Below are 23988 nucleotides of genomic sequence, written 5' to 3' on the forward strand. Positions count from 1 at the left end.
CCGGCGGCACGCCGGACTAAACTTGAGCGGTGCCTAGATCCCCTTACGAGTTCACCGCCGGCAATACTCCCGACGCGCCCCGCAGCGACCTCCCGGAACTGCTGGCCGCGCTGGCCGCTGACCTGCGGCGACTGGACTACACGCTGGACGGCGTAGCCGGACTTCTGGGACCCGCGGCCTCTGCGGCACTGAACCGGGACCAGATCATCCCCGCCCTGCTTGCTGCCGATCAGGCAGCAGGGAAGGACAAAGGCGCGGCGCCGCTTGCCGCCGTCGTCCGCCTGTGGCTCCTTGCCGAGCCGCAGGCCCGGGCAACGCTCGACGCCGCGCTGCCCGGCACCGGCGCGTCAGGCCTGCTGGAGCTGGGGCTGGTGCAGCCCGTTCCCGGCTCGGACCTGCTGGCGGCCAGGGCAGACCTGCGGCCGTACGGCTGGGACAAGAACGACGACGGCAGCGGCGGCGCCGAGCTGTGGGTCGCCAGCGACCTTGCCGCCCACCAGCAGGCGGGCGTGCTGCGGCACGACCACGTCCTGGGCATCGGGCAGGCATCCACCACCCTGGTGCAGACCACCATCCGCCGCCACACCGAGCGCGCCCTGGACCTGGGCACTGGCTGCGGGATCCAGGCCTTCCACCTGCTGCACCACTGCCAGCACGTGACGGCCACTGACATCTCCGAGCGCGCCCTTGCCTATGCGCGGTTCAACATCCTGCTCAATGCGGGCGAGCTTTCCGTCGACCCGGAACGCCTGGAGGACAGGGTGAGCCTGCGCCTGGGCTCCCTCCTGGAACCGGTGGCCGGCGAGGAATTCGGTCTGGTGGTCTCCAACCCGCCGTTCGTCATCACCCCGCGCAGCGCCGGCGAGGAGGCATCGGGCCAGTTCACCTACCGCGACGGCGGCCTGCCGGGTGACGAGATCGTCGCATCCCTCGTGGCGGACCTGCCCGGTATCCTGGCGCCCGGCGGATGGGCACAGATGCTGGGGAACTGGGAAGTTCCCGACGGCGCGGACTGGGACGGGCGGCCAAGGTCCTGGGTGGGGCCGGGCACCGACGCCTGGTTCATCCAGCGCGAGCAGGTCAGCCCGGAACAATACGCCGAAACCTGGCTGCAGGACGCCTCCGAGTCCCGGGACCGGAAGCACTACCGGGACGCGTACGCCGCCTACCTCGCTGACTTCGCCTCACGGAACGTGGCCGGAATCGGCTTCGGCATGGTGTGGCTGCGCCGCCCCGCTGACGGCGGCCCGGCCACCATCAGCCGCTTCGAGGAAATCACCTACCCCATCGAGCAGCCCATCGGCCCGCACCTGGGCGCCGCCGTCGAACGCAGCGACTGGCTCGCCGCGCACGATCTTGCCCAGACGCACCTGCTCGTTGCCGACGACGTCACCGAGGAACGCCACCAGCGTCCCGGCGCCGAGCACCCCGGGGGTGATCCTGCTCAGGCAAGGTGCCGGCCTGCGCCGCACCAACCTGATGAGCACGGAGCTGGCCGGGTTTGTGTCCGCGTGCGACGGCGACCTCACCGCCGGCCAGATCGCCGGTGCCCTGGAGGCCCTCCTGGGCGGTGGGCCGAACGGTGCCATGGAGGTCGGGCAGGGCACGGAGGAAGGGTTCGACGGCGGGACTTTCCGGGGTGCGCTGCTCGCCGACGTGGCCAACCTGGTCCGCGACGGCTTCCTCATTCCGGCCGGGATTCCTGCCCACGAGTAGGCCCCCGCAGTCCCGCAGCGGAGCCCCGTCTTTTCCACATGAATGCGCACGATTCCCCAAAATATGGTGAACTAGGCGAACATGGGCTCATCTGCCCCAGCAACCCTTTTCTGTAGGAGCACCGTGCCAAGCAAGGCCAAAACCGGCAAGAAACTCGTGATTGTGGAGTCTCCGGCCAAGAGCAAGACCATCGCCAAGTACCTCGGCGAGGGCTTCATCGTGGAGGCTTCCATCGGTCACATCAGGGACCTGCCGCAGCCGTCGGAACTCCCCGCCGAGCTGAAGAAGACGTCGGTGGGCAAGTTCGCCGTCGACATTGAGCACGACTTCAAGCCCTACTACGTGGTATCCCCGGACAAGAAGAAAAAGGTCACTGAGCTCAAGGCCGCGCTCAAGGATGCCGACGAACTCTACCTGGCAACAGATGGGGACCGCGAGGGCGAGGCCATCGCGTGGCACCTGCTGGAAGTACTCAAGCCCAAGGTCCCGGTCTACCGGATGACGTTCGGCGAAATCACCAAGGAAGCCATCCAGCGCGCCATGGGCAATCTGCGTGACGTGGACCAGGACCTGGTGGACGCCCAGGAGACCCGCCGCGTCCTGGACCGGCTCTACGGCTACGAAATTTCGCCAGTGCTCTGGCGCAAGGTGGCGCGCGGCCTCTCCGCAGGACGCGTGCAGTCCGTGGTCACCCGGATGGTGGTGGACCGCGAACGTGAGCGCATGGCATTCAAGGCCGCGTCCTACTGGGACCTGACCGGCCAGTTCGGCGCGGAGTCAGGCTCCTTCAAGGCGAAGCTTGCCGCCGTTGACGGTGCCAAGGTGGCCACGGGCCGCGACTTTAATGACAACGGCGAGCTCACCTCCCGCAACGTTGCCCATCTCAACCAGGAACTGGCGACATCCCTGGCGGCCGGGTTGCAGAACGCGGACTTCCGGGTGCGCTCGGTGGACACCAAGCCGTACACCCGCCGCCCCGCTGCGCCGTTCACCACCTCCACGCTGCAGCAGGAGGCCGGCCGCAAGCTGCGTTTCTCGTCCAAGAGCACCATGCAGATCGCCCAGCGGCTGTATGAAAACGGCTACATCACCTATATGCGTACGGACTCGTCCGCATTGAGCGACGAAGCCATCACGGCCGCCCGCCGGCAGGCTGCGGAACTCTATGGTCCCGAGTATGTCCCGCAGTCCCCGCGCGTGTACTCGAACAAGGCAGCCAACGCCCAGGAAGCACACGAGGCCATCCGCCCCGCCGGTGACTCTTTCCGGACACCGGCCCAGGTTGCCAAGCAGCTCTCCGGGGACGAGTTCCGGCTCTACGAACTCATCTGGAAGCGCACCGTCGCCTCCCAGATGGGCGATGCCAAGGGCTCGACGGCGACCATTCGCCTGGGGGCCGTGTCCTCCGACGGGCGCGATGCGGAATTCTCCGCCTCCGGTACCGTGATCACGTTCCCCGGCTTCCTTGCCGCCTACGAGGAAGGCAAGGACGAGACCCGCGGCGACGACGATTCAGACGAGGCGCGCCGGCTGCCCAACGTGGCCAAAGATGATGCGCTTTCGGCTTCGGACATCCAGGCCGTGGGCCACGAAACGTCCCCGCCGCCGCGTTACACCGAAGCGTCCCTGACAGCGGAACTGGAGAAGAAGGGCATCGGACGTCCGTCCACCTACGCCTCCACCATCTCCACCATCCAGGACCGCGGCTACGTCCGGAAGCAGGGGTCCGCGCTGGTGCCCAGCTGGATTGCGTTCTCGGTGATCCGGCTCCTGGAGCAGCACTTCTCCGACTACGTGGACTACGAGTTCACCGCCGACATGGAAGGCGACCTGGACAAGATCGCCAACGGCCAGGAGGCCGGCGCTTCCTGGTTGCGCCACTTCTACTTCGGCGAGGACTCCGACCCCGGGCTGCTGAGCATCGTCAACAACCTGGGCGAGATCGACGCCCGGGAAATCAACTCGATCCCCATCACCGATGAGATCACGCTCCGGGTGGGCAAGTTCGGGCCGTACCTGGAAAGCTCAGCCGCAGTGGTGGACCCGAAAACCGGCGAGATCGTCGAATCGGCCCGCGCCAACGTCCCGGAGGACCTGGCACCTGACGAACTGACCGCGGCCAAGGCCATCGAACTGATGGAGACGGCGGCACCCGAGGAACGCGTGCTCGGCACCGATCCGCACACGGGACACACCGTCGTGGCCAAGAACGGCCGCTACGGCGCCTACGTCACCGAGATCATTCCCGAGATGACCGACGAGGAACTGGCGGCGCAGCCGGTGGAGTACTACAAGAACGGCAAGCCCAAGCCGCCCAAGAAGCCGGTGAAGGCCAAGCCGCGCACGGGATCGCTGTTCAAGTCCATGACCGTCGAATCCGTCACCCTGGACGAGGCACTCCAGCTCATGAGCCTGCCCCGCGCCCTGGGCGAGGATGCCGAAGGCAACCTCATCACCGTCCAGAACGGGCGGTTCGGCCCCTATCTGAAGAAGGGGACGGACTCCCGCTCCATCGGCTCCGAAGAGGAAATCTTCACCATCACCCTGGAACAGGCCCTGGAGATCTACTCGCAGCCCAAGCAGCGCGGCGCCCGTGCTGCGGTGCCGCCGCTGGCCGAGTTCGGCCCGGACCCGGTGTCGGAGAAGAACATCGTGGTGAAGGAGGGCCGGTTCGGTCCCTACATCACCGACGGCATCACCAACATCACCGTGCCCCGCGCCACCTCGCTGGAGGAGCTCACGCGCGAACAGGCAGTGGAACTGCTGGCGGAAAAGCGAGCAAAGGGTCCGGTCAAACGGACGGCTACCCGCAAGGCGCCGGCCAAGAAGAAGGCAGCGGCCAAGAAGTAGCGGGCTGGCCGGCGCGTTTGCGCCGGCCACCGGATCGTGATCGGCTAGGCGTATGACTGAACAGCAGGGAATCGACGACACCAACCCGCTCAATGACCTTGAGGAGAAGCTCGCCACCGGCGGACAGCCTGACGCGAACCCCGTGGACGTCATCCTGTCGTTCCTCAACAGCGAGGTCTACATCATCAGCTCGGACACGGTGGAGGGGATCGACTCCCAGGTGGAGCCGCTGGTCCTGGCCAACGCCGACGGCGACCCCGTCCTTGCCGTCTTCTCGCACCCCAGCAGGGTGGACCGGCAGTACCTGGAGGCGGCTCCGAACGTTCTGGGCACCCAGGGAGCGGCCATCATCGCCAACATCGGCGATGAACTGGGCATGGTGATCAATCCGGGTGCAGCCTACGGCTTTGAGATCAACCCGGAGGGCGTGGCCAACATCAGGCGCGACTTCAAGCGCGCCGACGAGCAATAATGTCCCCATGCGTCTAGGCGTCCTCGATATAGGGTCCAACACTGTCCATTTGCTCCTGGTGGATGCCCACCCCGGTGCACAGCCTGTCCCGTTCGCATCGCACAAACGGCCGCTGTCCCTGGTGCAGTACCTTGAGCCCGATGGCAGCATCAGCGACGAGGGCCAGCATGAGCTGACCGAGTTTGTCCTGGAGGCCTGGGAATTCGCTGCCCGGCACAAGGCGGAGGACCTGCTGGCCTTCTGCACATCCGCCATCCGTGAGGCCACCAACGGCCCCGCAGTCCTGGCCCGGGTCAAGCATGAGACCACCGTGACCCTTCAGGAACTCAGCGGCAGCGAGGAAGCGTCCATGACCTTCTTTGCGGTCCGCCGGTGGCATGGATGGGGCGCCGGCCCCATCCTGAACCTGGACATCGGCGGCGGTTCCTTCGAAATGGCATTCGGCCAGGATGAACTTCCGGAGGTGGCCACCTCGGTCCCGCTGGGCGCCAGCCGCCTCACCAGGGACTGGCTCGCTGAGGATCCACCGTCGGCCAAGAGCGTCAAGGAACTCCGGCGCTACATCCGGGCAACGCTCAAGCCCGCCGTCCGTGAATTCGACGGCCTGGGCCGGGCCAACGTGGTGGCCGGAACTTCCAAGACCTTCCGTTCCCTGGCCCGGATCGCCGGAGCCGCCCCCAGCGCTGAAGGCCCCTACGTCAAACGGGAACTGCATGCCTCGGACCTGGGCATTTGGACCCAGCGGATCTCCGCGATGAGCTCCGAGGACCGGCTCCACCTTCCAGGTGTTTCAGAGGCCCGGGCCCACCAGCTGCTGGCCGGCGCATTGGTGGCCGAGGCTGCGCTGGAGATGTTCAAGTTCAAGAAACTGCGCATCTGCCCATGGGCACTGCGTGAAGGACTCATCCTCCGACGCCTGGACCAGCTGGTATTTTCCGGGCCGTTGGAACCCGCGCCCCATGTGACCGCCGCACCCTCGGTGGACGCAGCGGTCTAGCTGCCTGCTAATCAGCGTCCCGGCAGGCGGTTGGCCGGCAACTGCAATTTAAATGCGGAAGCACCGGGGCCGGCAACAGGAAAATGGGGGAAAACCTGTTGCCGTGCCACCGGTGCCCTGGCAGGCATCCCCATGCCTGCCGCATCACTCGCACCCTCAATGAGGTAATAACTACGTTAGGACCCCAACTTGTGCGCTGCCTGCGCTGAAGATGGGAGTTGCCTGTGAATGCGTACCAACTGCAATGATGGAGGCATGAGCAACCGAATCGCATTCCTTGGCTGTGGATCCATGAACGAAGCCATTCTTGGCGGCCTGCTGGAGGCAGGGACAGATCCGGGGGATGTGGTGGCCACCGTCCGCCGCGCCGGGCGCGCGTCCGAGCTGGCTGAGCGGTACCAAGGCATTACCGCCATCGCCGGCGAGGAGGAACCGGACAACAACCGGCAAGCCACCAAGGGGTCCGCCGTCGTCATCCTGGGCGTCAAGCCCGTTGGCATCGCCGACCTGGCCCGGGAGATCAGCCCTGCACTTTCGCCGGACACCGTGGTGGTCAGCGTGGCTGCCGCCGTCTCCATCGCCCAACTGGAGGCCGCTCTCCCTGAAGGGCAGCCGGTCATCCGCACCATGCCCAACACGCCGGCAAAACTGGGCCGCGGCGTGGTGTCCGTGTCGCCCGGCACCCACTGCAGCCCAGAGCAGCTTCAAATGGTCAAGGACATCCTGCAGGGCGCCGGGACGGTCGTGGAGGTTCCGGAGGAACAGGTGGACGCGCTCTCGGCCATCAGCGGATCGGGTCCCGCCTACGCCTTCTACCTGGCCGAAGCCATGGCCTCGGCCGGCGAAAAGCTGGGCTTGGACCACGAGCTGTCGCTGCTGCTGGCCCGCGAAACCGTCGCCGGCGCCGGCCTCATGCTCGCCCAGCCCGGGGCGGACCCGGCAGCGCTTCGCAAGGCCGTCACCAGCCCCAACGGGACCACCGAGCGCGCCATTGCCACCTTTGACGAACAGGGCATCCCGGCAATCATCGCAGCCGGCGCCAGGGCAGCAGCGGACCGGGCAGCGGAGATCACCAAGCAGCTCGGCTAAGGGTGTCGACGGGCTCCACCACCGGTGGTGGAGCCCGTCCTCACTTACGGGCGGGCCGCGAACCGTTCCAGCAGGTCCACGTGGCCTGAGACGATCAGCATGTCCCGTGAGGACACCTTGGTCTCGGGCCGGGCGTAGGTGAAGTCCTCACCCGGGGACTTCACGCCCACAATGGTCACCCCGTACTTGGAACGGACCTTCGACTCGTCAAGGGTGAAGCCCACCGTTTCGCGCGGCGGGTACATCTTCACGATGGCGAAGTCGTCGTCGAACTCAATGAAGTCCAGCATGCGCCCGGAGACGAGGTGCGCGGCACGGACGCCGGCATCGGCCTCGGGATATATGACGTGGTTGGCGCCGATCCGGGTGAGGATCTTGCCGTGGGACGGGGTAATGGCCTTGACCCAGAGATGTTCGATGCCGAGGTCCACCAGGTTGACGGTGATCAGCACGGAAGACTCGATGGAGGTGCCAACGCCCACGACGGCGGAGCTGAACTCCTGTGCGCCGAGCTGGCGGAGTGCGTCGATGTTGGTGGCGTCGGCCTCCACCACGTGGGTCAGCAGCGGCGCCCATTTCTGCACCAGGTTCCGGTCCCGCTCGATGGCGAGGACTTCGCGGCCCTGCTTGACCAGCTGCTCGGCGGTGGACGATCCGAAGCGGCCCAGCCCGATCACCAGCACCGGGGCGTTGTGGGCGGGGCGCCGGGGGGCGTCTGTGGAACTAGCCAATGATCGGCCTCTCTTCGGGGTAGTGGTACAACTGGCTGCGCTGGCGGAGGGCAAGTGCAGCGGCGAGGGTAACGGTACCCACACGGCCGGCGAACATCAGCACCGTGAGGACGTAGACCCCCGCGGGAGGCATTTCTGCGCTCAGGTTGGTGCTGAGCCCCACCGTAGCGAACGCGGAGATGGTTTCGAACAAAACGCGGTCCAGCGACTGGCCGCTGATGTGGAGCAGCAGGAACGCCGATACGGATACCAGGGTGGCGCCTGCGACGATGACCGAGATGGCAACGCGCATGCTGCCCTGTGGGATGGTCCTGCCGTAGACCTTCACATCGGCGTCGCCCCGGGCCTCCGCGATGATGGCCAGGAACATCACGGCGATGGTGGTTACCTTGATGCCGCCTGCTGTTGACGCTGAGCCGCCGCCGGCGAACATCAGGGCGTCGGTGAGCAGCATGGTGGTGGAGTCCATCTGGTTCTGGTCCACCAGGTTGAACCCGCCGGACCGCATCATCACGGAGGCGAAGAGGGCGTGCGTGATTTTGTCACCCACGCTCATGGAACCGATGGTCCGGCTGTTGTCCCACTCCATCAGCGCCCAAAGGAAGGCCCCCGCAAACAGCAGGATCAGGGACACCTGGATGGTGAGCTTGGTGTGGAGGTTCCACTTCTTCCAGTTCAGTCCGTTCTGCTGCAGAACCATCACCACGGGGAACCCCAGGCTGCCCAGGAAGACTCCCACCATCAGGGGGATGAGGATCCACAGGTCTGTCTCGTAGGGCACGACGCCGTCCGAGTGCGGGGTGAAGCCGGCGTTGTTGAACGACGAGATGGAGTAGAAGATGCCGTGCCAGACGGACTGCCAGAACGGCTCGCCCAAGGTAAGGAACCGGGGGACCAGCGCAAGGGCCAGGACTGCCTCGATGACCACGGACGTGGTGATGACGATCCGCAGCAGCGTACCCACTTCGCCCAGCCGGCCGGCGTTGTTCAGGGACTCGGCGGCAATGATCTTGCCGCGCACGCCCAGGCGTTTGCTGACCATAAGCGCCAGCAGGGACGCCAGCGTCAAAGTTCCCAACCCGCCGATGAAGATGCCCACCAGGATCACCAGCTGGCCGAAGAAGGACCAGTGGACGGCGGTGGACACGACCGTAAGGCCGGTGACGCAGACTGCCGAGACGGCGGTGAAGAGGGCCTCGTCCAGGGGAGTGGCAGTCCCGTCGGCCGAAGACACCGGCAGGGACAGCAGGAACGTGAACACGATGCATACGGTGGCGAACGCGGTCAGGGCCAGGCGGGCGGGGGAGGTGTTGGCGATATCGTCGATGAAGTCGCGCAGCCGCGTGAAGATCCACAGGCCCTCCCGCTCCTGCGCCGGGGGGTGCCAGGTGGCCGGGGTGCGGGGCCTTGACTGGCTCTGCGTCATGTGTGGCTTTTTCCTCGGTTGAAACGGCTTCCCCCAGTAGTAAACCACTAAAGCGCGGGTCATGGCCGGGAGGACGGCAGTGCTGGCTCGGGTAGCCTGTGATTGATGACATACCTGCCAGGCCTCAGCCAGCCCTCGCCGCCTACGGTGGTGGCGTGGAGTCCTGACATGACAGCCTACAACTTCGGCGCGGGGCACCCCATGGCGCCGGAGCGGATGGAGCTGACCGCCCGCCTGGCCCGCAGCCTGGGCCTGTTCGATCTGGAGCACGTTGATGTGGCGGCGCCGGAGGTGGCTTCCGACGCCGACCTGCAGTCCGTCCACTCACCGGACTACGTGGCTGCAGTCCGCAGGGTCAGTGCCGACCCCTCCCGGCCGGACGAATCCCGGGGGCTGGGAACCGAGGATGACCCCGCGTTTGCCGGCATGCATGAGGCGGCTGCCCGCCTGGCCGGCGGGTCCGTGATGGCGGCCGGGCGCATATTGGACGGTACGGCCCTGCATGCCGTGAACTTCGGCGGCGGCATGCACCACGCCGCCAGGGACCGCGCCAGCGGGTTCTGCATCTATAACGATGCGGCCATGGCGGTGCAGAAACTGCTCGACGGCGGCGTAGACAAAGTGGCCTACATCGATGTCGACGCCCATCATGGGGACGGAACGCAGAACATTTTTTGGGACGACCCCCGCGTCCTCACCATATCGCTGCACGAAACAGGCCTGACCCTCTTCCCCGGGACCGGCTTTGCCAACGAAATCGGCGGCCCCGGAGCGGAGGGGACGGCGGTAAATATCGCACTGCCCGCAGGCACCGCTGACGCCGGGTGGCTGCGGGCCTTCTACGCCGTGGTGCCCCAACTGGTGGGTGCCTTCGAACCGGGGGTCATCGTCAGCCAGCACGGCTGCGATTCACACCGCAGCGACCCCCTCACGCACCTCAACCTCAGCGTTGACGGACAGCGCGAGGCAGCGAACGCCGTCGGACATCTCGCCGAGCGGTACTGCGGCAGCCGCTGGATCGCGACGGGCGGCGGGGGCTACAACGTACTGGACGTGGTGCCGCGGGCCTGGAGCCACCTGGTGGCCATCGCAGCGGGACGCCCCGTGCCGCTGCGGACCCCGGTGCCCGGGGACTGGCGCCGGTACGTGGTGGAGAAGTTCGGCGTCGATGCTCCCGCGCTCATGGGGGACGATGTGGAACTGTGGTGGCGGTCGTGGGAGGTGGGTTTCGACCCCAATGACGCCGTGGACCGCACTGTCATGGCGACGCGCAAGGCCGTGTTCCCGCTGCACGGGCTGGACCCCTGGTTCGATTAGCGGCCCGCCCGCGGGAAGCGCGGACGGCCGAAATAGTTGATGCCTTTCGGCGTATATGTCGCTAGGGTGGGAGGCATGGTGACAGACGACGTATTTGCCGTCATAGCGGAATCCACCCGGCGGGACATCCTGGTGGCCCTCCGGACGGGGGACAAAGCCGTGGGGGAGTTGGTGGAGGAACTGGCGGCGAGCCAGCCCACCATTTCCAAGCACCTGAAAGTCCTGCGTGAAGCACAACTGGTCAGCATGCGCGCCCAGGGCCAGAAGCGGTACTACGCCCTGAACCGGGGGCCATTGGAAGGCATTGCCAGCTGGCTGGAAACGTTCGACGTCGGCTCGGGCGCCAGGGCGGCCGCCTCAGCTGCGGCCACGGAAGCACCCGGGAAGGCGGCCGCCGGACCGGACCAGGCAGTCCCGGCCCACCTCCGGGAGGGGGTTGCGGCGGCGGCAGCGCCGCTGCCGGCCGCGCGGCCCCAGGAACCGGCGCCCGCGCCACCGGCGGCAACCAAAGACGAAGTCCCGGCGGCCGTATTAGTGCGCGAAGGAGCGGAACTGAGTCCCGCCGTCGTGATTCCCGGCGGCACCGCCGCCCCGTTGAGCGATGACACCGTTCCGCAGCAGATCGGCCGCACCGTTGGCCGCGCCGCCACCAAGGCCGCGGACCTGCTGGCCAACCTGCCCAACCTGCCTAAGTTTGGGCGCAAGAAGTAGGCCGTAGTTCTGTGGTTGGGCTTGTCGAAACCCAGGCTTCGACAAGCCCAACCACGGGTCCGCGCCTAGTTTCCCCGCAGTCGAACGTGGTCCGGGGTCAGCTCTGATATCCGGCTGGCGCCCAGCAGGGCCATGGTGCGGGCCATATCCTTTTCCAGGATCTGCAGGGTCCGGTCCACGCCCGCGCGCCCACCGGCCATCAGGCCGTAAAGGTAGGCGCGGCCGATCAGGGTGAAGTCCGCGCCCAGGGCCAGGGCCGCCACGATGTCCGCGCCGCTCATGATGCCGGTGTCCAGGATGATGGCGGCATCGCTGTTGTCTGCGGTGAAAGCCTGTTTGACCTCGGGGAGCAGGTGGAACGGGATGGGTGCCCTGTCGAGCTGGCGGCCGCCGTGGTTGGACAGCACTACGCCGTCCGCGCCGTGGTCCACCACGCGGCGGGCGTCCTCCACGGTCTGGATGCCCTTGACCACCAGCTTGCCCTTCCAGGTTTCGCGCAGCCAGTCGAGGTCCTCGAAGGTCAGTGTGGGATCGAACATCGAGTTAATCAGGTCTGCAACGGTGCCGGTGTAGCGGGACAGCGAAGCGAAGGTCAGTGGCTCGTGGGTGAGGAAGTTGAACCACCAGGCGGGCCGGTAGGAGGCATCAAGCACGGTTTTGAGCGTCAGCGCCGGCGGGATGGTCATGCCGTTGCGGACGTCCCGGAGCCGGGCGCCGGCCACTGCGGTGTCCACGGTGACCATGAGTGTGTCGTTTCCGGCCTTGGCGGCGCGTTCGACCAGTTCCAGGGAGCGGTCCCGGTCCGTCCACAGGTACAGCTGGAACCAGTTGCGCCCGTGGGGAGCAGCGGCGGCCACATCCTCGATGGAGGCGGTGCCCATGGTGGACAGCGTGTAGGGGATCCCGGCGGCCTCGGCCGCCTGCGATCCGGCGTACTCGCCCTCGGACTGCATCATGCGCGTGAAACCGGTGGGGGCGATGCCGACGGGCAGCCGTGAGGGTTTGCCCAGGATCTCCGTGCTGAGGTCGATGGCGGAGACATTGCGCAGGATGCCCGGACGGAACTCGATGTCCAGGAACGCCTGCCGCGCACGGCGGAGGGTGATCTCGTCTTCCGCGGCGCCGTCGGTGTAGTCAAAGGGGGCCTTCGGCGTGCGGCGCTTGGCCATGTCGCGGAGCTCCCAGATGGTGCTGGCCCGCTTCAGCCGCGCTTCCTTGCTGAACTCCGGCTTCTTGAACTGCATCAGGGGAGCGAGGTCCGAGTACTTCGGAACGCGGCGTCTGAGTGCGTCTGGCACGGCTGACGACGACGGAGCCTTGGCAGGTGCCGGGGCTGCGGGGACGTCCGTGGCGTCCGGGGCCGGGGTAGCCTCCGGATTGTTGGGCTGAATGGTGTGCGTCATTGCTCCTCCTATGGTCCAACCACACTCTAGGTCATATGGTCCAACCACATCAACTACTATTTGGATATGCGAACCCACCAGCTGGTCCTGCACTGGATCGAGGATCAACTGTCGGCCGGCAACCTTGCCGTAGGGGGCAGGCTCCCGGCCGAGCGCGCCCTGGCGGAACAGCTCAAAGTCTCCAGGACCTCCGTCCGCGAGGCCATCCGGATTCTGGAAGCCATGGGCGCGGTCCGCTCCGGTGTTGGTTCCGGGCCCGACGCCGGGACGGTGGTGATCTCGGATCCCACGGCGGCGCTCGGCTCGGCCCTTCGGCTGCACGTGGCCACCCAGCACCTTCCCGTGGCGGACATCGTGCAGACCCGCGTCCTGCTGGAGTCCTGGGCCGCCGCGCAGGCCCGCCGGGATGCGCCCGAACTTGAGGAGGCCGCCGCACTCCTGGCCGCCATGGATGTGCCGGAAGGCATCCCCGTGGGCGAATTCCTGGCCCTCGATGTCCGGTTCCATCTGGCCCTGGCCAACGCCGCTGGGAACGCGGTGGTCAGCCTCATGATGGGATCGCTGCGGGAATCAATCCAGGGATACGCCGCCGAGCTGACATCCCACCTGCCGGACTGGGGCGCCACGGCGTCGCGTTTGCGCACTGAGCACCACGCCATCCTTGCTGCGGTCAGGAACGGTGATGGGGCCAGGGCCGCGGAGCTGGTGGCTGCCCACATCGAGGGGTTCTACAAAGAGGCCGGGCTGGGCGGCGATAATCCTGCCCAGCCCGGCCGCGGAAACTAACGGACCTCGATTTCCAGAACCTGGAAGTCGTCCTCGGCGTGCCGGAAGCCCGCCCAGCCCGTATCAGCCGTGGACTGTGGTCCGCGGCGCTTTCGCCGGTCCTGTGCTGGCCCGGACTTCCAGGCGCGGCTGGTACCAGCCGCCGGGAGGCTCGTCACCGTCCTTGCGGATCAGGGCCCGGAGCTGGTGCCATGCCTGCTCGCCCAGTTCGGTAATGGGCACCGCCCCGGTGGTGAGGGCCGGCGTCGTATACCTGGCAAAGGGGATGTCATCGAAGCCGGTCACGGAGATGTCGCCGGGAACCTCCAGCCCGCGCTCGTGCAGGCCGCTCATCAGGCCCATGGCCACCAGGTCGTTGAAGGCCAGGATTCCGGTGGCCCCGCTGGCCAGGACGGCATCGACGGCTTCATGGCCGGTGTCGAAATCCGAGCCGCCTTCCAGCATGGTTACGTCAACGTGCGGGTGGGCGGCCATGAACGCCTCCAGCCCCTTGAGCCGCATGTCGTTGGAGGCGCTCCCGTGTGGGCCCGCCAGGAAGGCCAGCCGCGTATGGCCCAGTTCCACCAGGTGCTCCGCAATGTCCCGGACGCCCTGGCCGTAGTCAACCACCAGGCTGGGCACGCCCGGCGCCGCGGTGGTCCGGTTGATCAGGACCAGGGGATGCAGCGACGGTGCGATCTCCTCCAGTTCGGCATCTGACATTCGCGGGGCGCACAGGACCAGCCCGTCGCACCGCCGGCGTGCCTCGCCGGCAAGGATGGACTCCTCGCTGGAAACTTCGAACGAGTCCGCGATGAGAACGCGGTAACCGTCCTGGGCTGCTGCCCGGCTCAGGCCGCGAAGAATGGCCTGGAACGTGGGGTTGGCCAGGTCCGGCACCACGATGCCAATGGTGTCCGTTTTGCCAAGGGCCAGGCTGCGTCCCACCGGATTGGGCTGGTACTTCAGCTCCGCCGCAGCCGCACGTACCCTGGCAGCGATTTCAGGATCCACGGTGAAATTCCCGTTCATGACCCGCGAAACGGTGGCATGGGAAACTCCAGCCTTCACGGCGACATCCGCAATGCCGATCCGGCCGCTTGCCGATTTCCTGGCCATGGGAACCCTTCCTTGAGCGTGAAACCACAGCATATAACGGAGTACGAAAGCGATTTCTCCCGCTTTCCCGTCCTTCCCGCGCGGCGTCGACGGGACCGCCGGCTCACCTGCATGGGAAACCGGTTTCCCTTAGTGGCGAGAACGGTTGACGGACCGCCTCTGGGGTTGGTACAACTTTATAACCAGATCGAGAAACCGCTTTCTCGGGCATTGGCGCCGAGAAACGCCAACGAAACACCAACGGCCCTCCCGCGGCCGGCACTGAGCTTTCGAAAGGGACCCCCATGGTCAACACAGCGCAAACGACGCCGGCCCCAGCTGCTTCCCGGCGCGGCACGGCTTCGGGCAGGGCGCGCATCGCGCTCATCGGGACCGGCGGCCGTTCCGAGATGTACATCCGCGCCATCTTCGGAAAACACGCAGACACCGCCGAACTGGTCGCCTTCTCCGACGTCAACCCGGGCCGCGTGGAGTTCTACCAGAAGCTCATCCAGGAACTGGGCTCGCCGGGGCCGGTGGCGTCGTTCGAGCCTGCAGACCTCACCGCCTTCGTCCAGGCAAACAACATCGACCGCATCATCGTCACCACCCCGGACTACACCCATGCCGACTACATCGTGGAGGGCCTGCGCGCGGGAGCCGATGTCGTCGTCGAAAAGCCCCTGACCATCGACGCGGAAAGCTGCCGACGCATCGTCCAGGCTGTCCACGAAACCGGCCGCAATGTGGTGGTCACGTTCAATTACCGCTACTCCCCGCGGAACAGCGCCCTCAAGGAAATCATCCAGAGCGGCGTGATCGGCAAGGTCACCTCCATCGACTTCAGCTGGGTCCTGGACACCGTCCACGGCGCGGACTACTTCCGCCGCTGGCACCGTGAGAAGAAGAATTCCGGCGGCCTGCTCATCCACAAGGCATCGCATCACTTCGACCTGGTCAACTGGTGGATCGACGACGTTCCGGAACGCGTCTTCGCCTCTGGCGGCCTGAAGTTTTACGGCGACAAGAACGCCGCCGAGCGCGGCCTGGGTCCACGCCCCGAGCGCGGAACGCCCGACGCCGGCGCCCCCGCCGGTGAAAAGGATCCCTTTGCGCTTGACCTGAGGGAGGACGAGCGGCTCAAGGCCCTCTTCCTGGACAACGAGCACTATGACGGCTACCGCCGCGACCAGGACGTGTTCACCGGCGGTATCACCATCGAGGACAACCTGGCCCTGGTGGTGGAGTACCAGGGCGGGCCCCGGCTGAGCTACTCCCTCAACGCCCACAGCCCCTGGGAGGGCTACCGGGTGGCCGTCAACGGTACCGAGGGCCGGGCAGAGCTTGAAGTGGTGGAGCGTGCCGCCGTCCTGCACAGCGCGGACCGGAAGACCGTCGTTGACCCCAGTGCCACCCCCATCGAGGAAGAGGACGCGGTGCGCCGCAACGGCGAACGACTGGTGGTCCAGCGCCACTGGGAGGCCGCGTACGAGGTGCCCATCATCAACGGCGAAGGCGGCCATGGCGGCGGCGACGAGCTCCTGCTCTCGGACCTTTTCAACGGGCCGGGCGAGGATCCGCTGGGCCGTCCCTCCGGCTACCTGGACGGGCTGCGCTCGGTGTCCGTGGGCATCGCCGGCAACCGCTCCCTGGAAACGTCCCTGCCCGTCAGGGTCGAGGACCTGGATCTTGGCGCCGACCTCCGCCGCGGCAAGTAAGGGACAAACCATGAGCAGGATACTTGTCACCGGCGGCTCCGGCCGCCTGGGCCGCAGCGTGGTGGCCGGCTTGGCACAGGCGGGCCATCAGGTGGTCTCCGTAGACCGGGACGGCGTGCCCGCCGGACTGCTTCCGGACGGCGTCGTGCAGGAAACCGCGGACCTGCTCGCGCCGGGGGAGGCCCTGCGGCTGATCGGGGCAACAAAGCCCGACGCCGTCATTCACCTCGCGGCGATCGCGGTACCGTTCAGCGCGCCGGAGGACGTCATCTTCACCACCAACACCCGGCTCGCCTTCGCCGTGATCAGCGCGGCGACGCAGGCGGGGGTGCCGAAGATCGTCACTGCCAGCAGCCCCACTGTCCTTGGCTACGGCTGCCCGGCGGGCTGGCTGCCGCCGTCGCTCCCGCTGGATGAACGGACCCCGCCCAAGCCCTGGAACGCCTACGCCCTATCCAAGCTCATCGCAGAGCAGACCATGCAGATGTTCGCCGCAGCCCAGGGGGAGAAGATCCGCTACGCGGCGTTCCGGCCGTGCTTCGTCATATCCCCCGAGGAGTGGGAGGGCGCCCCCACCCAGCAGGCCCACACCCTGGCCGAACGGCTGGCAGACCCGGCCCTCTCCGCGCCGGCACTGTTCAACTATGTCGATGCGCGGGACGTGGCCGACTTCCTGGACCTGCTGCTGCAGAAGATGCCGGACATCCCGAACGGGGAAACCTTCTTCGTAGGGGCAGCGGATGCGCTGGCAACGAGTCCGCTGGCGGAGCTGCTGCCCACCTTCCTGCCAGGATGCGAAGCCCTCAGCGCCGGCCTTAGCGGCACCAGCCCGGCCTTCTCCATCGCCAAGGCGCAGGAACTGCTCGGCTGGCAGCCCAAGCGCACCTGGCGCACTGAACTCAAGTCCATCCTCAACGACGACGCCTCCACACTGGTCACCGCCGGCAACCGGGGCAAGGAGGCATCATGAAATTCGACGGCGTACTCTTCTTCCCCGTCACCCCGTTCACGGCCGAAGGGGCTGTGGACGTGGAACTGCTCAAGGAACACATCAGCTCCCGGCTGCCGTTCGGACCCGGCGGCGTTTTCCCTGCCTGCGGGACCGGAGAATTCCACGCCCTGAGCATCGATGAGGTCCGCACGGTGGTGGCGGCGGCCGTCGACGTTGTTGCGGGCAAGGTTCCGGTGGTGGCAGGTGCGGGCGGACCGCTGGGCCATGCGCTCGCGGCCGCGCGCGCCGCCGAGGAAGCAGGCGCCGATGCCCTCCTGGTGCTGCCGCCGTACCTGGTGACCGGCCCCACCGACGGTTTGGTGGCCTACATCGAGGCCGTGGCGAACAACAGCAGTTTGCCGGTCATCGTCTACCACCGCGGCAACGCAAAGTTCACTGCCGCGGCCATGGCCAAGCTTGCCGCCAACCCCAAGGTCATCGGCTTCAAGGACGGCCTGGGCGACGTTGGCCTGGCCCAGGAGATCGTGACCGCCGTCAAGACCACCGGGCGGACTGACTTTGCCTTCTTCAACGGCCTGCTTACCGCGGAACTGACCCAGGGCGCCTACCGCGGCCTGGGCATCCCGCTCTACTCTTCGGCGGCGTTCGCCATGGCCCCCGGGATCGCCAAGGCTTACTACGACGCCTACGTCTCCGGCGACGAGGACCGCCGCAACGCGCTCCTGGAGGGCTTCTATGCGCCGCTGGTCCGGCTTCGCGACCAGACGCCCGGCTTCGGTGTTTCCCTGATCAAAGCCGGTCTGCGGCTGGGCGGCCTCCCGGTCGGTTCCGTGCGGCCGCCGCTGGTGGACCCCACGGAGGAGCAGTTGGTGGAACTGAAGGCCATCCTGGCCAAGGGCTACGAGCTGGCCGGCCGCTGATGAGCGCGCCCGCGGCCGAAACCGTCCGCACCATTCCCCGCATCACCGGCCTGTCCAGCCGGCTCCTCACCGTTCCGCTCCGCCGGCACTGGGGTGCGGAGGCGCCCGAAAACCACGTGATCGCCACCGAGCTTCACACGGACGACGGCGGCACGGGCTTTGGCTTTTCATGGACACCCACCATCGGCCCCCAGGCGGTCAAGGCCTTGCTGGATTACGACGTGGCGCCCTTCGTCACTGGGCTCCCGGCCAGCCCGGAAGCCGTGTGGGACATGCTCTGGAAGCGCCTGCACGAGGCCGGCGGCGGGGGACTGACCACCATCGCCATGGCTGGGGTGGACCTTGCGCTCTGGGACCTGGAGGCCCGCCGCGCCGGAACGTCTGTTACCGGCTTCATCGGGCAGCGGCAGGAGTCCGCCGAAGTCTACGGCTCCGGCGTGAACCTGCATTACACGCTCGAGGAGCTGGTGGCCCAGGCTGAACGCTGGGTCGCTGACGGCCACCAGGCGGTCAAGATCAAGGTGGGCAAACCGGACATCCGCGAGGATGCCGAGCGGGTCGCAGCTGTCCGCTCCGTGTTGGGCCCCCACCGCCGGCTGATGATCGACGCGAACCAGCGGTGGGACCTGCCCACAACCTTCCGCGCACTCGATGTGCTGGCCGAATTCGGGCTGGAGTGGCTGGAGGAGCCAGTCCGGGCCGACGACCTGTGGGCTTACCGCAGGCTCCGGAAGCACTCGCCCGTGCCCATCGCCCTGGGCGAAAACCTCCACACCATCTACCGGTTCCGCGATTTCATTGAGGCGGAGGCGGTGGACATCATCCAGCCCAACATCATCCGGGTGGGCGGTATTACCCCGTTCCGGCGGATCGTGGAACTGGCCCGGACCCACAGCATCAAGGTGATGCCGCACCTGCTGCCGGAGCTGTCCGGGCAGTTGGCGCTCACCATGGCGGAACCCACCATGGTGGAGGACGTGGAGGAGGCCTCCTTCGAACAGCTGGGCGTCCTGGCCGGGCCCTCGCCGGTCCGGTTCAGGAACAGCCGGGTCACCCTGGCGGGCCGGCCGGGCCTGGGATTCCGCTTCCGGGACGCACTGTGACCATGAATCTCTACACGACGACGAACAGGTAACTGACGTGACAACTGCAACGCTTTCCCTGACAGGGATCACTTCCGCCGCCACTGCAGCAGCCCGCATCTCCGCTGCTGCCTCCGATGCCGAGCGCGCGGGCTGGCTGAACGCGGTGGCTGACGCCCTGGATGCCAACGCCGCCGAACTCGTGGAGATCGCGGACGCCGAAACCAGCCTGGGTGCCGCGCGCCTGACCGGCGAGGTGGCCCGCACTACCGGCCAGCTGCGCCTGTTCGCCCGCGTGATCACCGAGGGCTCCTACCTGGAAGCCATCATCGACCACGCAGACCCGGCCGCAACCCCGCTCCGTCCGGACCTCCGCAGGATCCTCAAGCCCATCGGTCCGGTCGCCGTCTTCTCCGCCTCCAACTTCCCGTTCGCCTTCTCCGTGGCCGGCGGCGACACCGCCTCAGCCCTCGCCGTCGGCTGCTCCGTGATCGTCAAGGCCCACTCCGGCCATTTGCGGCTTTCCGAGCGCACGGCGGAGATCGTGGCGGAAGCACTCCGCGGCGCGGGTGCGCCGGAGGGCCTGTTCGCCCTGGTCAGCGGCCGCGAAGTGGGAACTGCCTTGGTCCAGGACCCCGCCATCAAGGCTGTGGGTTTTACCGGCTCCATTCCGGGCGGCCGTGCCCTCTTCGACCTCGCCACCTCGCGGCCCGACCCCATCCCGTTCTACGGGGAACTGGGCAGCCTCAACCCGGTGGTCATTACGGCGGCAGCCCTGCAGGCCCGCTCCGCTGAACTCGCTGCCGGGCTTGCCGGGTCCTTCACCCTCGGCGCCGGCCAGTTCTGCACCAAGCCGGGCCTGGTGTTCATCCCTGCAGGGACGCAGTTTGCCCAGGAAGTAGCCCAGGCCGGCAAGGACAAGCCGGCCCTTGGCATGCTGACCACCCGCATCGCGGAGGCCTACCCGGACGGGCTGCGCAGTTTCGCGTCCGTTGACGGCGTGGACGTGGTGGGCGGCAGCGTAGACCAGGACGCCGTGGCCCATGGCGCCGCTCCGGTGGTGTTCTCCACGAGTGCCGCCACGGTCATGGCACAGCCGGACAAGCTGCTGGAGGAATGCTTCGGACCCACCACCATCCTCATCGAGTACGCGGACCGGGACGAGCTGTCCGCCGTCCTTGCCAAGGTACCGGGCAGCCTGACCGCCACCCTCCACGCCGGGCCCGGAGAGGACATTGACGCCCTGGTGGAGCAGCTGTCCGGGCTCGCTGGACGCGTCCTGTTCGCTGGCTGGCCAACCGGTGTGGCTGTGAACTGGGCACAGCAGCACGGCGGCCCGTACCCTGCCACCACCTCGCTGTTCACCTCGGTTGGAGCGACGGCGGTCCGCAGGTTCCAGCGCCCCGTTGCCTACCAGGACGCCCCGGAAGCAGTGCTGCACCCGGCGCTGCGCGAGGACAATCCGCTGGGCATCCCGCGCCGCGTGGACGGGGAACTGCAGCTTCCGTAGGCCGCGGTTTCGACAAGCCCAACCACCGACAAGTAATCCCCCGGGCCTCTCGGCTCCGGGGGATTACTTTGTGCTTCCTACAGCTGCAGCGTCGCCGGCCGCTCCAGCCCGTTCACGGTGGTCACGGGCCAGCGCGGGTCCACGGTGAGGACGCGAAGCCCGGACTCCGTGAGCTGGACCGTGTCCTCGATCTTGACGCCGGGACCGGACGGGTTCCAGGTGAACGCTTGGCCCAGCACCAGCGTATCGGTGGTATCCGCCGTGACCCGGGGGTCCCGGCCGGCGTATCCGGCCGGGCCGCCCTGATGGTGCTGCTCCCACTGGTCCGCCCCGAACCCGTGCCGGACATAGGCGGCCTGGATTTCGGCGAATATCCGGTCCAGTCGGGCGCCGGGAACGGTGGCATCGAAAATGTCCGCTTCCACTGCCGCGATGCGGGCTTCGGCGTCGCGCTCTTCCGCGGTGCCGGCGTCGAACCTGATCCAGCGGGTGATGTTGGCAATCAACCCGTCCCGGCGGGCGCACACCACGGCCATGGCGCGCCGGCCCAGGGGTGCGTGGGTTGCCAGTGGGTGCCGGAAGGTGCTGCGGGAGCTGCCGTTGCACAGGAGGACCAGCGGCTCCGCGCCGGCGGCCACCACCCGTGCGGCCAGCGCCGAGAGCAGTCCGAATTCGGTGGTGTCCGGCCGTGCGGTTGAGAGGACGTCCGTCATGATGCCGGCCAGTTCGGCGCTGAGCCGTGAGTAGCGGGCGCTCTCGGCCGGGAGGAGCTGCCGGCGGGCGGCCCGCAGTTGCGCGGCGACGTCCGCTTCCGCCAGCGGCGGCCGGGAGGCGTTTCCGACGGCGGCAGCGGCCTGGTGCAGGTTGCCGTACCAGGGCACGGTGTGCAGGTTGACCCCGGACGGCAGTTCCTCCGCGGCGATGCGGCTTGCTTCGTTGCTGAACGTCACCAGGTGGTCGCCCCCGCGGTCCACCAGCAGGGCCGCGATGGGGTCGCCGGCCACGCTGACGTGGACGCGGCTGCCGTCCAGGTACCAGGCCAGGGCGGTGGTGGTGGTGAGGAGCAGGGAGTCCTGCCCCTCGGCGTCCAGGATGTCCAGCACGCGTTGGCGCTTGACGGCACGGTCCGCCGGTGACCCCGGCGCTACCCGTGCCCCACGCTGCGGAACGGCTGTGTTCGTTACCTGCGTCATGACGGGTCCCCCTGCTGGTTGATCAAACGTTCGATGTCTGCGGTGGCAAGGATTCCGTCGGCCACGAAAACGGTCACCTGCCGCCGGACCGGGCTGCCGGGTTCTGCGGTGACGGGGCTGTCCCACGCCAGCGACCGGCCCACCCCGGGGTAGCCTTCCATCCGGACGAACCACGGGTCGGTGGAGCCGTCCGGGGCGACGAACACCAAGGTGGCCGGGCCGCCGTCGAACGTTCCGGACCAGGCGAGCCAGCGCGTGACGCTGCCGTGGGTCCCTGCCTCGCCGGCTCCGGCGGGCGTCCAAACGGACGCATCTTCGCACCCCGGCAGGCGCCAGAAGAAGCCGCCGTATCCGCCCTCAAAGCGGCCGTTCGATCCCGGACTGCCCAGGCTGACCGGGGTGTCCCCGGCGGGGGACAGCGAGAAGTCCAGGGAGAGCCGCCAAATGGAAGGCGCGACGCCGGACCATGCCCAGGCGCGCTCCTCCACAAGGACCGTGGTGCCGTCGGGGCCGTTCCAGGCCAGCGTCTCCTGAAGCCGGCCCTCTTGGCCGCCGCCGGGGCGGGTCAGGTGTGAGCCGGTGCTGCTGATGCTGCCGTGGTCCGGGCGCCAGACGTATTGGCCGGCCTCGCGCGTGTAGGTGCGCCCGCCCCAGAAGTTGACGCCGTCCACGTCCTGCAGCGCCACTCCGGCGCCAAGGTGCCACACGTGGTCCAGCGGCATGTGGTCCGTTACCGCCACTCCGCTCAAGGTCCGGACGGGATGCAGGTAGGGGCGCGGCGAGGAGACGGCGCGGACATGGCTGCCGTCCTGGTAGTCCGCCACGGGGTGGCCATCCACGGTGAGCGTGCGGACGGCGGGGAGGGGCCGGGCCCAGGGGACGCCCAGTTCGGCGAAGGTTGCCTGCGCTTTGACCGCCCGTTCCAGCAGGTTGGTGATGTCCCGGACCACGGGGTGCGCGGCATCGCCCCCGCCTTCCCAGGAGACGTACTCCGGGCTGATACGGGCCGGTGCGGGCGAGGTGCGGATGGCTTCGAGGACCGCGGTGAATGCGCCGGTATCCTCCAGCGCGCACAGCAGCGGTGCCCCGGTGGCGCGGGCGTCGAGCAGGTTCTCCAGCAGGTCGGTGCGGCCGTAGGTTTCCCGGCGCTCGCCGTCGGGGGTGGTGATGAGCACTTCGTCTCGTGTGTAGGAGAGGGTGATGTCGCCCAGGGTTCCGTGCACGGTGACGGTGGGGTCCAGCTGTTCGGGGGCACAGAGGGTGAGGGCGCACAGCAGGGTGCCTCCGTTGGCTGTGCGCACCCGGAGGACGGAGGTGTCGTCGCTTTCGGTGTCGTGCGCCCGGTAGAGGTCCGTGTCCACCGAGGCCACGTCGGCGCGGGTGCGTGCGCCTGCAAGGAACAGGCCGGTGGCCAGGGCGTGCGCCAGCGCGTTGGTGGCCACGCCGTCCACCACGTCGGTGCCGTCCAGGCTGCGCTTGCCCGCCCAACGTGAACGCTTGAAGTAGGCCTTGGTGCGCAGCCACTGGCCCGTGGTGCTGATGCCCAGGACGGTGCCGATGTCCCCGGCCGCCACCATCTCCGTGATGGCGGGCAGGGCATGGGACCCCAGGCTTTGGAAGCCCACCTGCACCAGGCGCCCGTTCTCCCGGGCCGCGGCGAGGACCTGCCCGAACTGGGCCATGGAGGCCACCGGCGGCTTCTCGACGTAGACGTCCATCCCGGCTTGAAGTGCTGCGATGGCCAGCGGGGCGTGGGTTTGGATGGGAGTGGCAAGAATGACGACGTCAGCACCCGGCCGGGCGGCCAGCAGGCCGTCAAGGTCGCCGAACACAGCGACGGACCTGGCCAGGGTGCCGGGGCTTGGCGGGTTGGGATCGGCAACTGCCACCAGTTCCAGTGCACCGGCCTGCTCCAGCCGGGCCAGGTTGGCGAGGTGGCGCTCGCCAAAGCCGTGGACGCCCACCAGGGCAATCCGCGGGACTGCTCTTGGGGCGCCCTGCTGGTGCGGGGATTCCGGGAGGTGCTGTGTGGTCACGT

The 23988-nt window shown here is 67.7% G+C and carries 17 protein-coding genes and 2 pseudogenes; 13 read left to right on the forward strand and 6 right to left on the reverse strand.

Translation table 11 applies throughout. The annotated features are described in order from the left end of the window. The first annotated feature begins 29 nt into the window (after nucleotides 1-29). From VXJ37_RS00225 to proC, 5 genes and pseudogenes are all read left to right on the forward strand, one after another. Nucleotides 30-1716, forward strand: a pseudogene (locus VXJ37_RS00225) (DUF7059 domain-containing protein). A 123-nt stretch (nucleotides 1717-1839) separates the two neighbouring features. Then, a complete protein-coding gene (gene topA, locus VXJ37_RS00230; protein ID WP_331321073.1) occupies nucleotides 1840-4566 on the forward strand; it encodes a type I DNA topoisomerase in 2727 nt (908 codons plus the stop codon). Between the two features lie 52 nt (nucleotides 4567-4618). Next, nucleotides 4619-5038, forward strand: coding sequence for an SseB family protein (locus tag VXJ37_RS00235; RefSeq protein ID WP_331321074.1), 420 nt, complete (start codon nucleotides 4619-4621; stop codon nucleotides 5036-5038). Between the two features lie 7 nt (nucleotides 5039-5045). After that, nucleotides 5046-6035, forward strand: a complete 990-nt coding sequence (locus VXJ37_RS00240) for a Ppx/GppA phosphatase family protein (protein ID WP_331321075.1) — start codon at nucleotides 5046-5048, stop codon at nucleotides 6033-6035. A gap of 255 nt (nucleotides 6036-6290) precedes the next feature. Further along, the gene (gene proC / locus VXJ37_RS00245; protein WP_331321076.1) at nucleotides 6291-7124 is read left to right on the forward strand and encodes a pyrroline-5-carboxylate reductase; all 834 of its coding nucleotides are present in this window, start codon (nucleotides 6291-6293) and stop codon (nucleotides 7122-7124) included. A 44-nt stretch (nucleotides 7125-7168) separates the two neighbouring features. Here proC and VXJ37_RS00250 read toward each other — a convergent pair whose 3' ends face one another. Then, on the reverse strand, nucleotides 7169-7807 hold the full coding sequence (locus VXJ37_RS00250; RefSeq protein WP_018761823.1) for a potassium channel family protein: 639 nt from the start codon (nucleotides 7805-7807) through the stop codon (nucleotides 7169-7171). 40 nt (nucleotides 7808-7847) lie between these two features. Further along, a complete protein-coding gene (locus tag VXJ37_RS00255; protein WP_331321077.1) occupies nucleotides 7848-9281 on the reverse strand; it encodes a TrkH family potassium uptake protein in 1434 nt (477 codons plus the stop codon). 105 nt (nucleotides 9282-9386) lie between these two features. Between VXJ37_RS00255 and VXJ37_RS00260 the strand changes: the two genes are divergently transcribed. Beyond that, nucleotides 9387-10598, forward strand: coding sequence for an acetoin utilization protein AcuC (locus VXJ37_RS00260; RefSeq protein WP_331321078.1), 1212 nt, complete (start codon nucleotides 9387-9389; stop codon nucleotides 10596-10598). Between the two features lie 75 nt (nucleotides 10599-10673). Beyond that, nucleotides 10674-11309: an ArsR/SmtB family transcription factor gene (locus tag VXJ37_RS00265; RefSeq protein WP_331321079.1), complete on the forward strand. Its 636-nt coding sequence runs from the start codon at nucleotides 10674-10676 to the stop codon at nucleotides 11307-11309. A 65-nt stretch (nucleotides 11310-11374) separates the two neighbouring features. On the opposite strand, the gene VXJ37_RS00270 is transcribed toward VXJ37_RS00265, so the two are convergent. After that, nucleotides 11375-12712, reverse strand: coding sequence for an alpha-hydroxy acid oxidase (locus VXJ37_RS00270; protein ID WP_331321080.1), 1338 nt, complete (start codon nucleotides 12710-12712; stop codon nucleotides 11375-11377). A 66-nt stretch (nucleotides 12713-12778) separates the two neighbouring features. On the opposite strand from VXJ37_RS00270, the gene VXJ37_RS00275 reads away from it, so the two are divergent. Further along, nucleotides 12779-13498, forward strand: a complete 720-nt coding sequence (locus tag VXJ37_RS00275) for a FadR/GntR family transcriptional regulator (protein WP_331321081.1) — start codon at nucleotides 12779-12781, stop codon at nucleotides 13496-13498. Nucleotides 13499-13561: 63 nt separating this feature from the next. Here the strand turns inward: VXJ37_RS00275 and VXJ37_RS00280 are convergent, their stop codons facing one another. Then, the gene (locus VXJ37_RS00280) at nucleotides 13562-14596 is read right to left on the reverse strand and encodes a LacI family DNA-binding transcriptional regulator (RefSeq protein WP_331321082.1); all 1035 of its coding nucleotides are present in this window, start codon (nucleotides 14594-14596) and stop codon (nucleotides 13562-13564) included. A 284-nt stretch (nucleotides 14597-14880) separates the two neighbouring features. Here VXJ37_RS00280 and VXJ37_RS00285 point away from each other — a divergent pair, with 284 nt between their 5' ends. The 5 genes and pseudogenes from VXJ37_RS00285 to VXJ37_RS00305 form a co-directional block, all read left to right on the forward strand. Further along, nucleotides 14881-16293, forward strand: coding sequence for a Gfo/Idh/MocA family protein (locus VXJ37_RS00285; protein WP_331321083.1), 1413 nt, complete (start codon nucleotides 14881-14883; stop codon nucleotides 16291-16293). 10 nt (nucleotides 16294-16303) lie between these two features. Next, nucleotides 16304-17263: an NAD-dependent epimerase/dehydratase family protein gene (locus VXJ37_RS00290; RefSeq protein WP_331321084.1), complete on the forward strand. Its 960-nt coding sequence runs from the start codon at nucleotides 16304-16306 to the stop codon at nucleotides 17261-17263. Further along, nucleotides 17260-18165, forward strand: coding sequence for a 5-dehydro-4-deoxyglucarate dehydratase (locus VXJ37_RS00295; protein ID WP_331321085.1), 906 nt, complete (start codon nucleotides 17260-17262; stop codon nucleotides 18163-18165). The genes VXJ37_RS00290 and VXJ37_RS00295 overlap by 4 nt, the downstream gene beginning before the upstream one ends. Then, nucleotides 18165-19268, forward strand: a complete 1104-nt coding sequence (locus VXJ37_RS00300) for a mandelate racemase/muconate lactonizing enzyme family protein (RefSeq protein WP_331321086.1) — start codon at nucleotides 18165-18167, stop codon at nucleotides 19266-19268. The genes VXJ37_RS00295 and VXJ37_RS00300 overlap by 1 nt, the downstream gene beginning before the upstream one ends. 28 nt (nucleotides 19269-19296) lie before the next feature. After that, nucleotides 19297-20757: pseudogene (locus tag VXJ37_RS00305) on the forward strand (aldehyde dehydrogenase (NADP(+))); the annotation flags it as partial. A 77-nt stretch (nucleotides 20758-20834) separates the two neighbouring features. On the opposite strand, the gene VXJ37_RS00310 reads toward VXJ37_RS00305, so the two are convergent. Both VXJ37_RS00310 and VXJ37_RS00315 read right to left on the reverse strand, forming a co-directional pair. Further along, entirely contained in the window at nucleotides 20835-21950 is a 1116-nt protein-coding gene (locus tag VXJ37_RS00310) for a M24 family metallopeptidase (protein WP_331321087.1), read from the reverse strand. Then, the gene (locus VXJ37_RS00315) at nucleotides 21947-23986 is read right to left on the reverse strand and encodes a DUF6807 family protein (RefSeq protein ID WP_331321088.1); all 2040 of its coding nucleotides are present in this window, start codon (nucleotides 23984-23986) and stop codon (nucleotides 21947-21949) included. Before VXJ37_RS00315 ends, VXJ37_RS00310 begins: the two co-directional genes overlap by 4 nt. Between the last annotated feature and the right edge of the window lie 2 nt (nucleotides 23987-23988).

This window comes from Pseudarthrobacter phenanthrenivorans, from assembly GCF_036455295.1.
Lineage (GTDB): Bacteria > Actinomycetota > Actinomycetes > Actinomycetales > Micrococcaceae > Arthrobacter > Arthrobacter phenanthrenivorans_C.

Excerpts from the sequence above, each read along its gene's own strand:
- VXJ37_RS00295 (WP_331321085.1), top strand. The coding sequence starts at position 17,260 with ATGAAATTCGACGGCGTACTCTTCTTCCCCGTCACCCCGTTCACGGCC.
- VXJ37_RS00235 (WP_331321074.1), top strand. The coding sequence starts at position 4,619 with ATGACTGAACAGCAGGGAATCGACGACACCAACCCGCTCAATGACCTT.
- VXJ37_RS00265 (WP_331321079.1), top strand. The coding sequence starts at position 10,674 with ATGGTGACAGACGACGTATTTGCCGTCATAGCGGAATCCACCCGGCGG.
- VXJ37_RS00310 (WP_331321087.1), bottom strand. The coding sequence starts at position 21,950 with ATGACGCAGGTAACGAACACAGCCGTTCCGCAGCGTGGGGCACGGGTA.
- VXJ37_RS00300 (WP_331321086.1), top strand. The coding sequence starts at position 18,165 with ATGAGCGCGCCCGCGGCCGAAACCGTCCGCACCATTCCCCGCATCACC.
- VXJ37_RS00240 (WP_331321075.1), top strand. The coding sequence starts at position 5,046 with ATGCGTCTAGGCGTCCTCGATATAGGGTCCAACACTGTCCATTTGCTC.
- VXJ37_RS00270 (WP_331321080.1), bottom strand. The coding sequence starts at position 12,712 with ATGACGCACACCATTCAGCCCAACAATCCGGAGGCTACCCCGGCCCCG.
- VXJ37_RS00275 (WP_331321081.1), top strand. The coding sequence starts at position 12,779 with ATGCGAACCCACCAGCTGGTCCTGCACTGGATCGAGGATCAACTGTCG.
- VXJ37_RS00285 (WP_331321083.1), top strand. The coding sequence starts at position 14,881 with ATGGTCAACACAGCGCAAACGACGCCGGCCCCAGCTGCTTCCCGGCGC.
- VXJ37_RS00280 (WP_331321082.1), bottom strand. The coding sequence starts at position 14,596 with ATGGCCAGGAAATCGGCAAGCGGCCGGATCGGCATTGCGGATGTCGCC.
- VXJ37_RS00260 (WP_331321078.1), top strand. The coding sequence starts at position 9,387 with ATGACATACCTGCCAGGCCTCAGCCAGCCCTCGCCGCCTACGGTGGTG.
- VXJ37_RS00255 (WP_331321077.1), bottom strand. The coding sequence starts at position 9,281 with ATGACGCAGAGCCAGTCAAGGCCCCGCACCCCGGCCACCTGGCACCCC.
- proC (WP_331321076.1), top strand. The coding sequence starts at position 6,291 with ATGAGCAACCGAATCGCATTCCTTGGCTGTGGATCCATGAACGAAGCC.
- VXJ37_RS00290 (WP_331321084.1), top strand. The coding sequence starts at position 16,304 with ATGAGCAGGATACTTGTCACCGGCGGCTCCGGCCGCCTGGGCCGCAGC.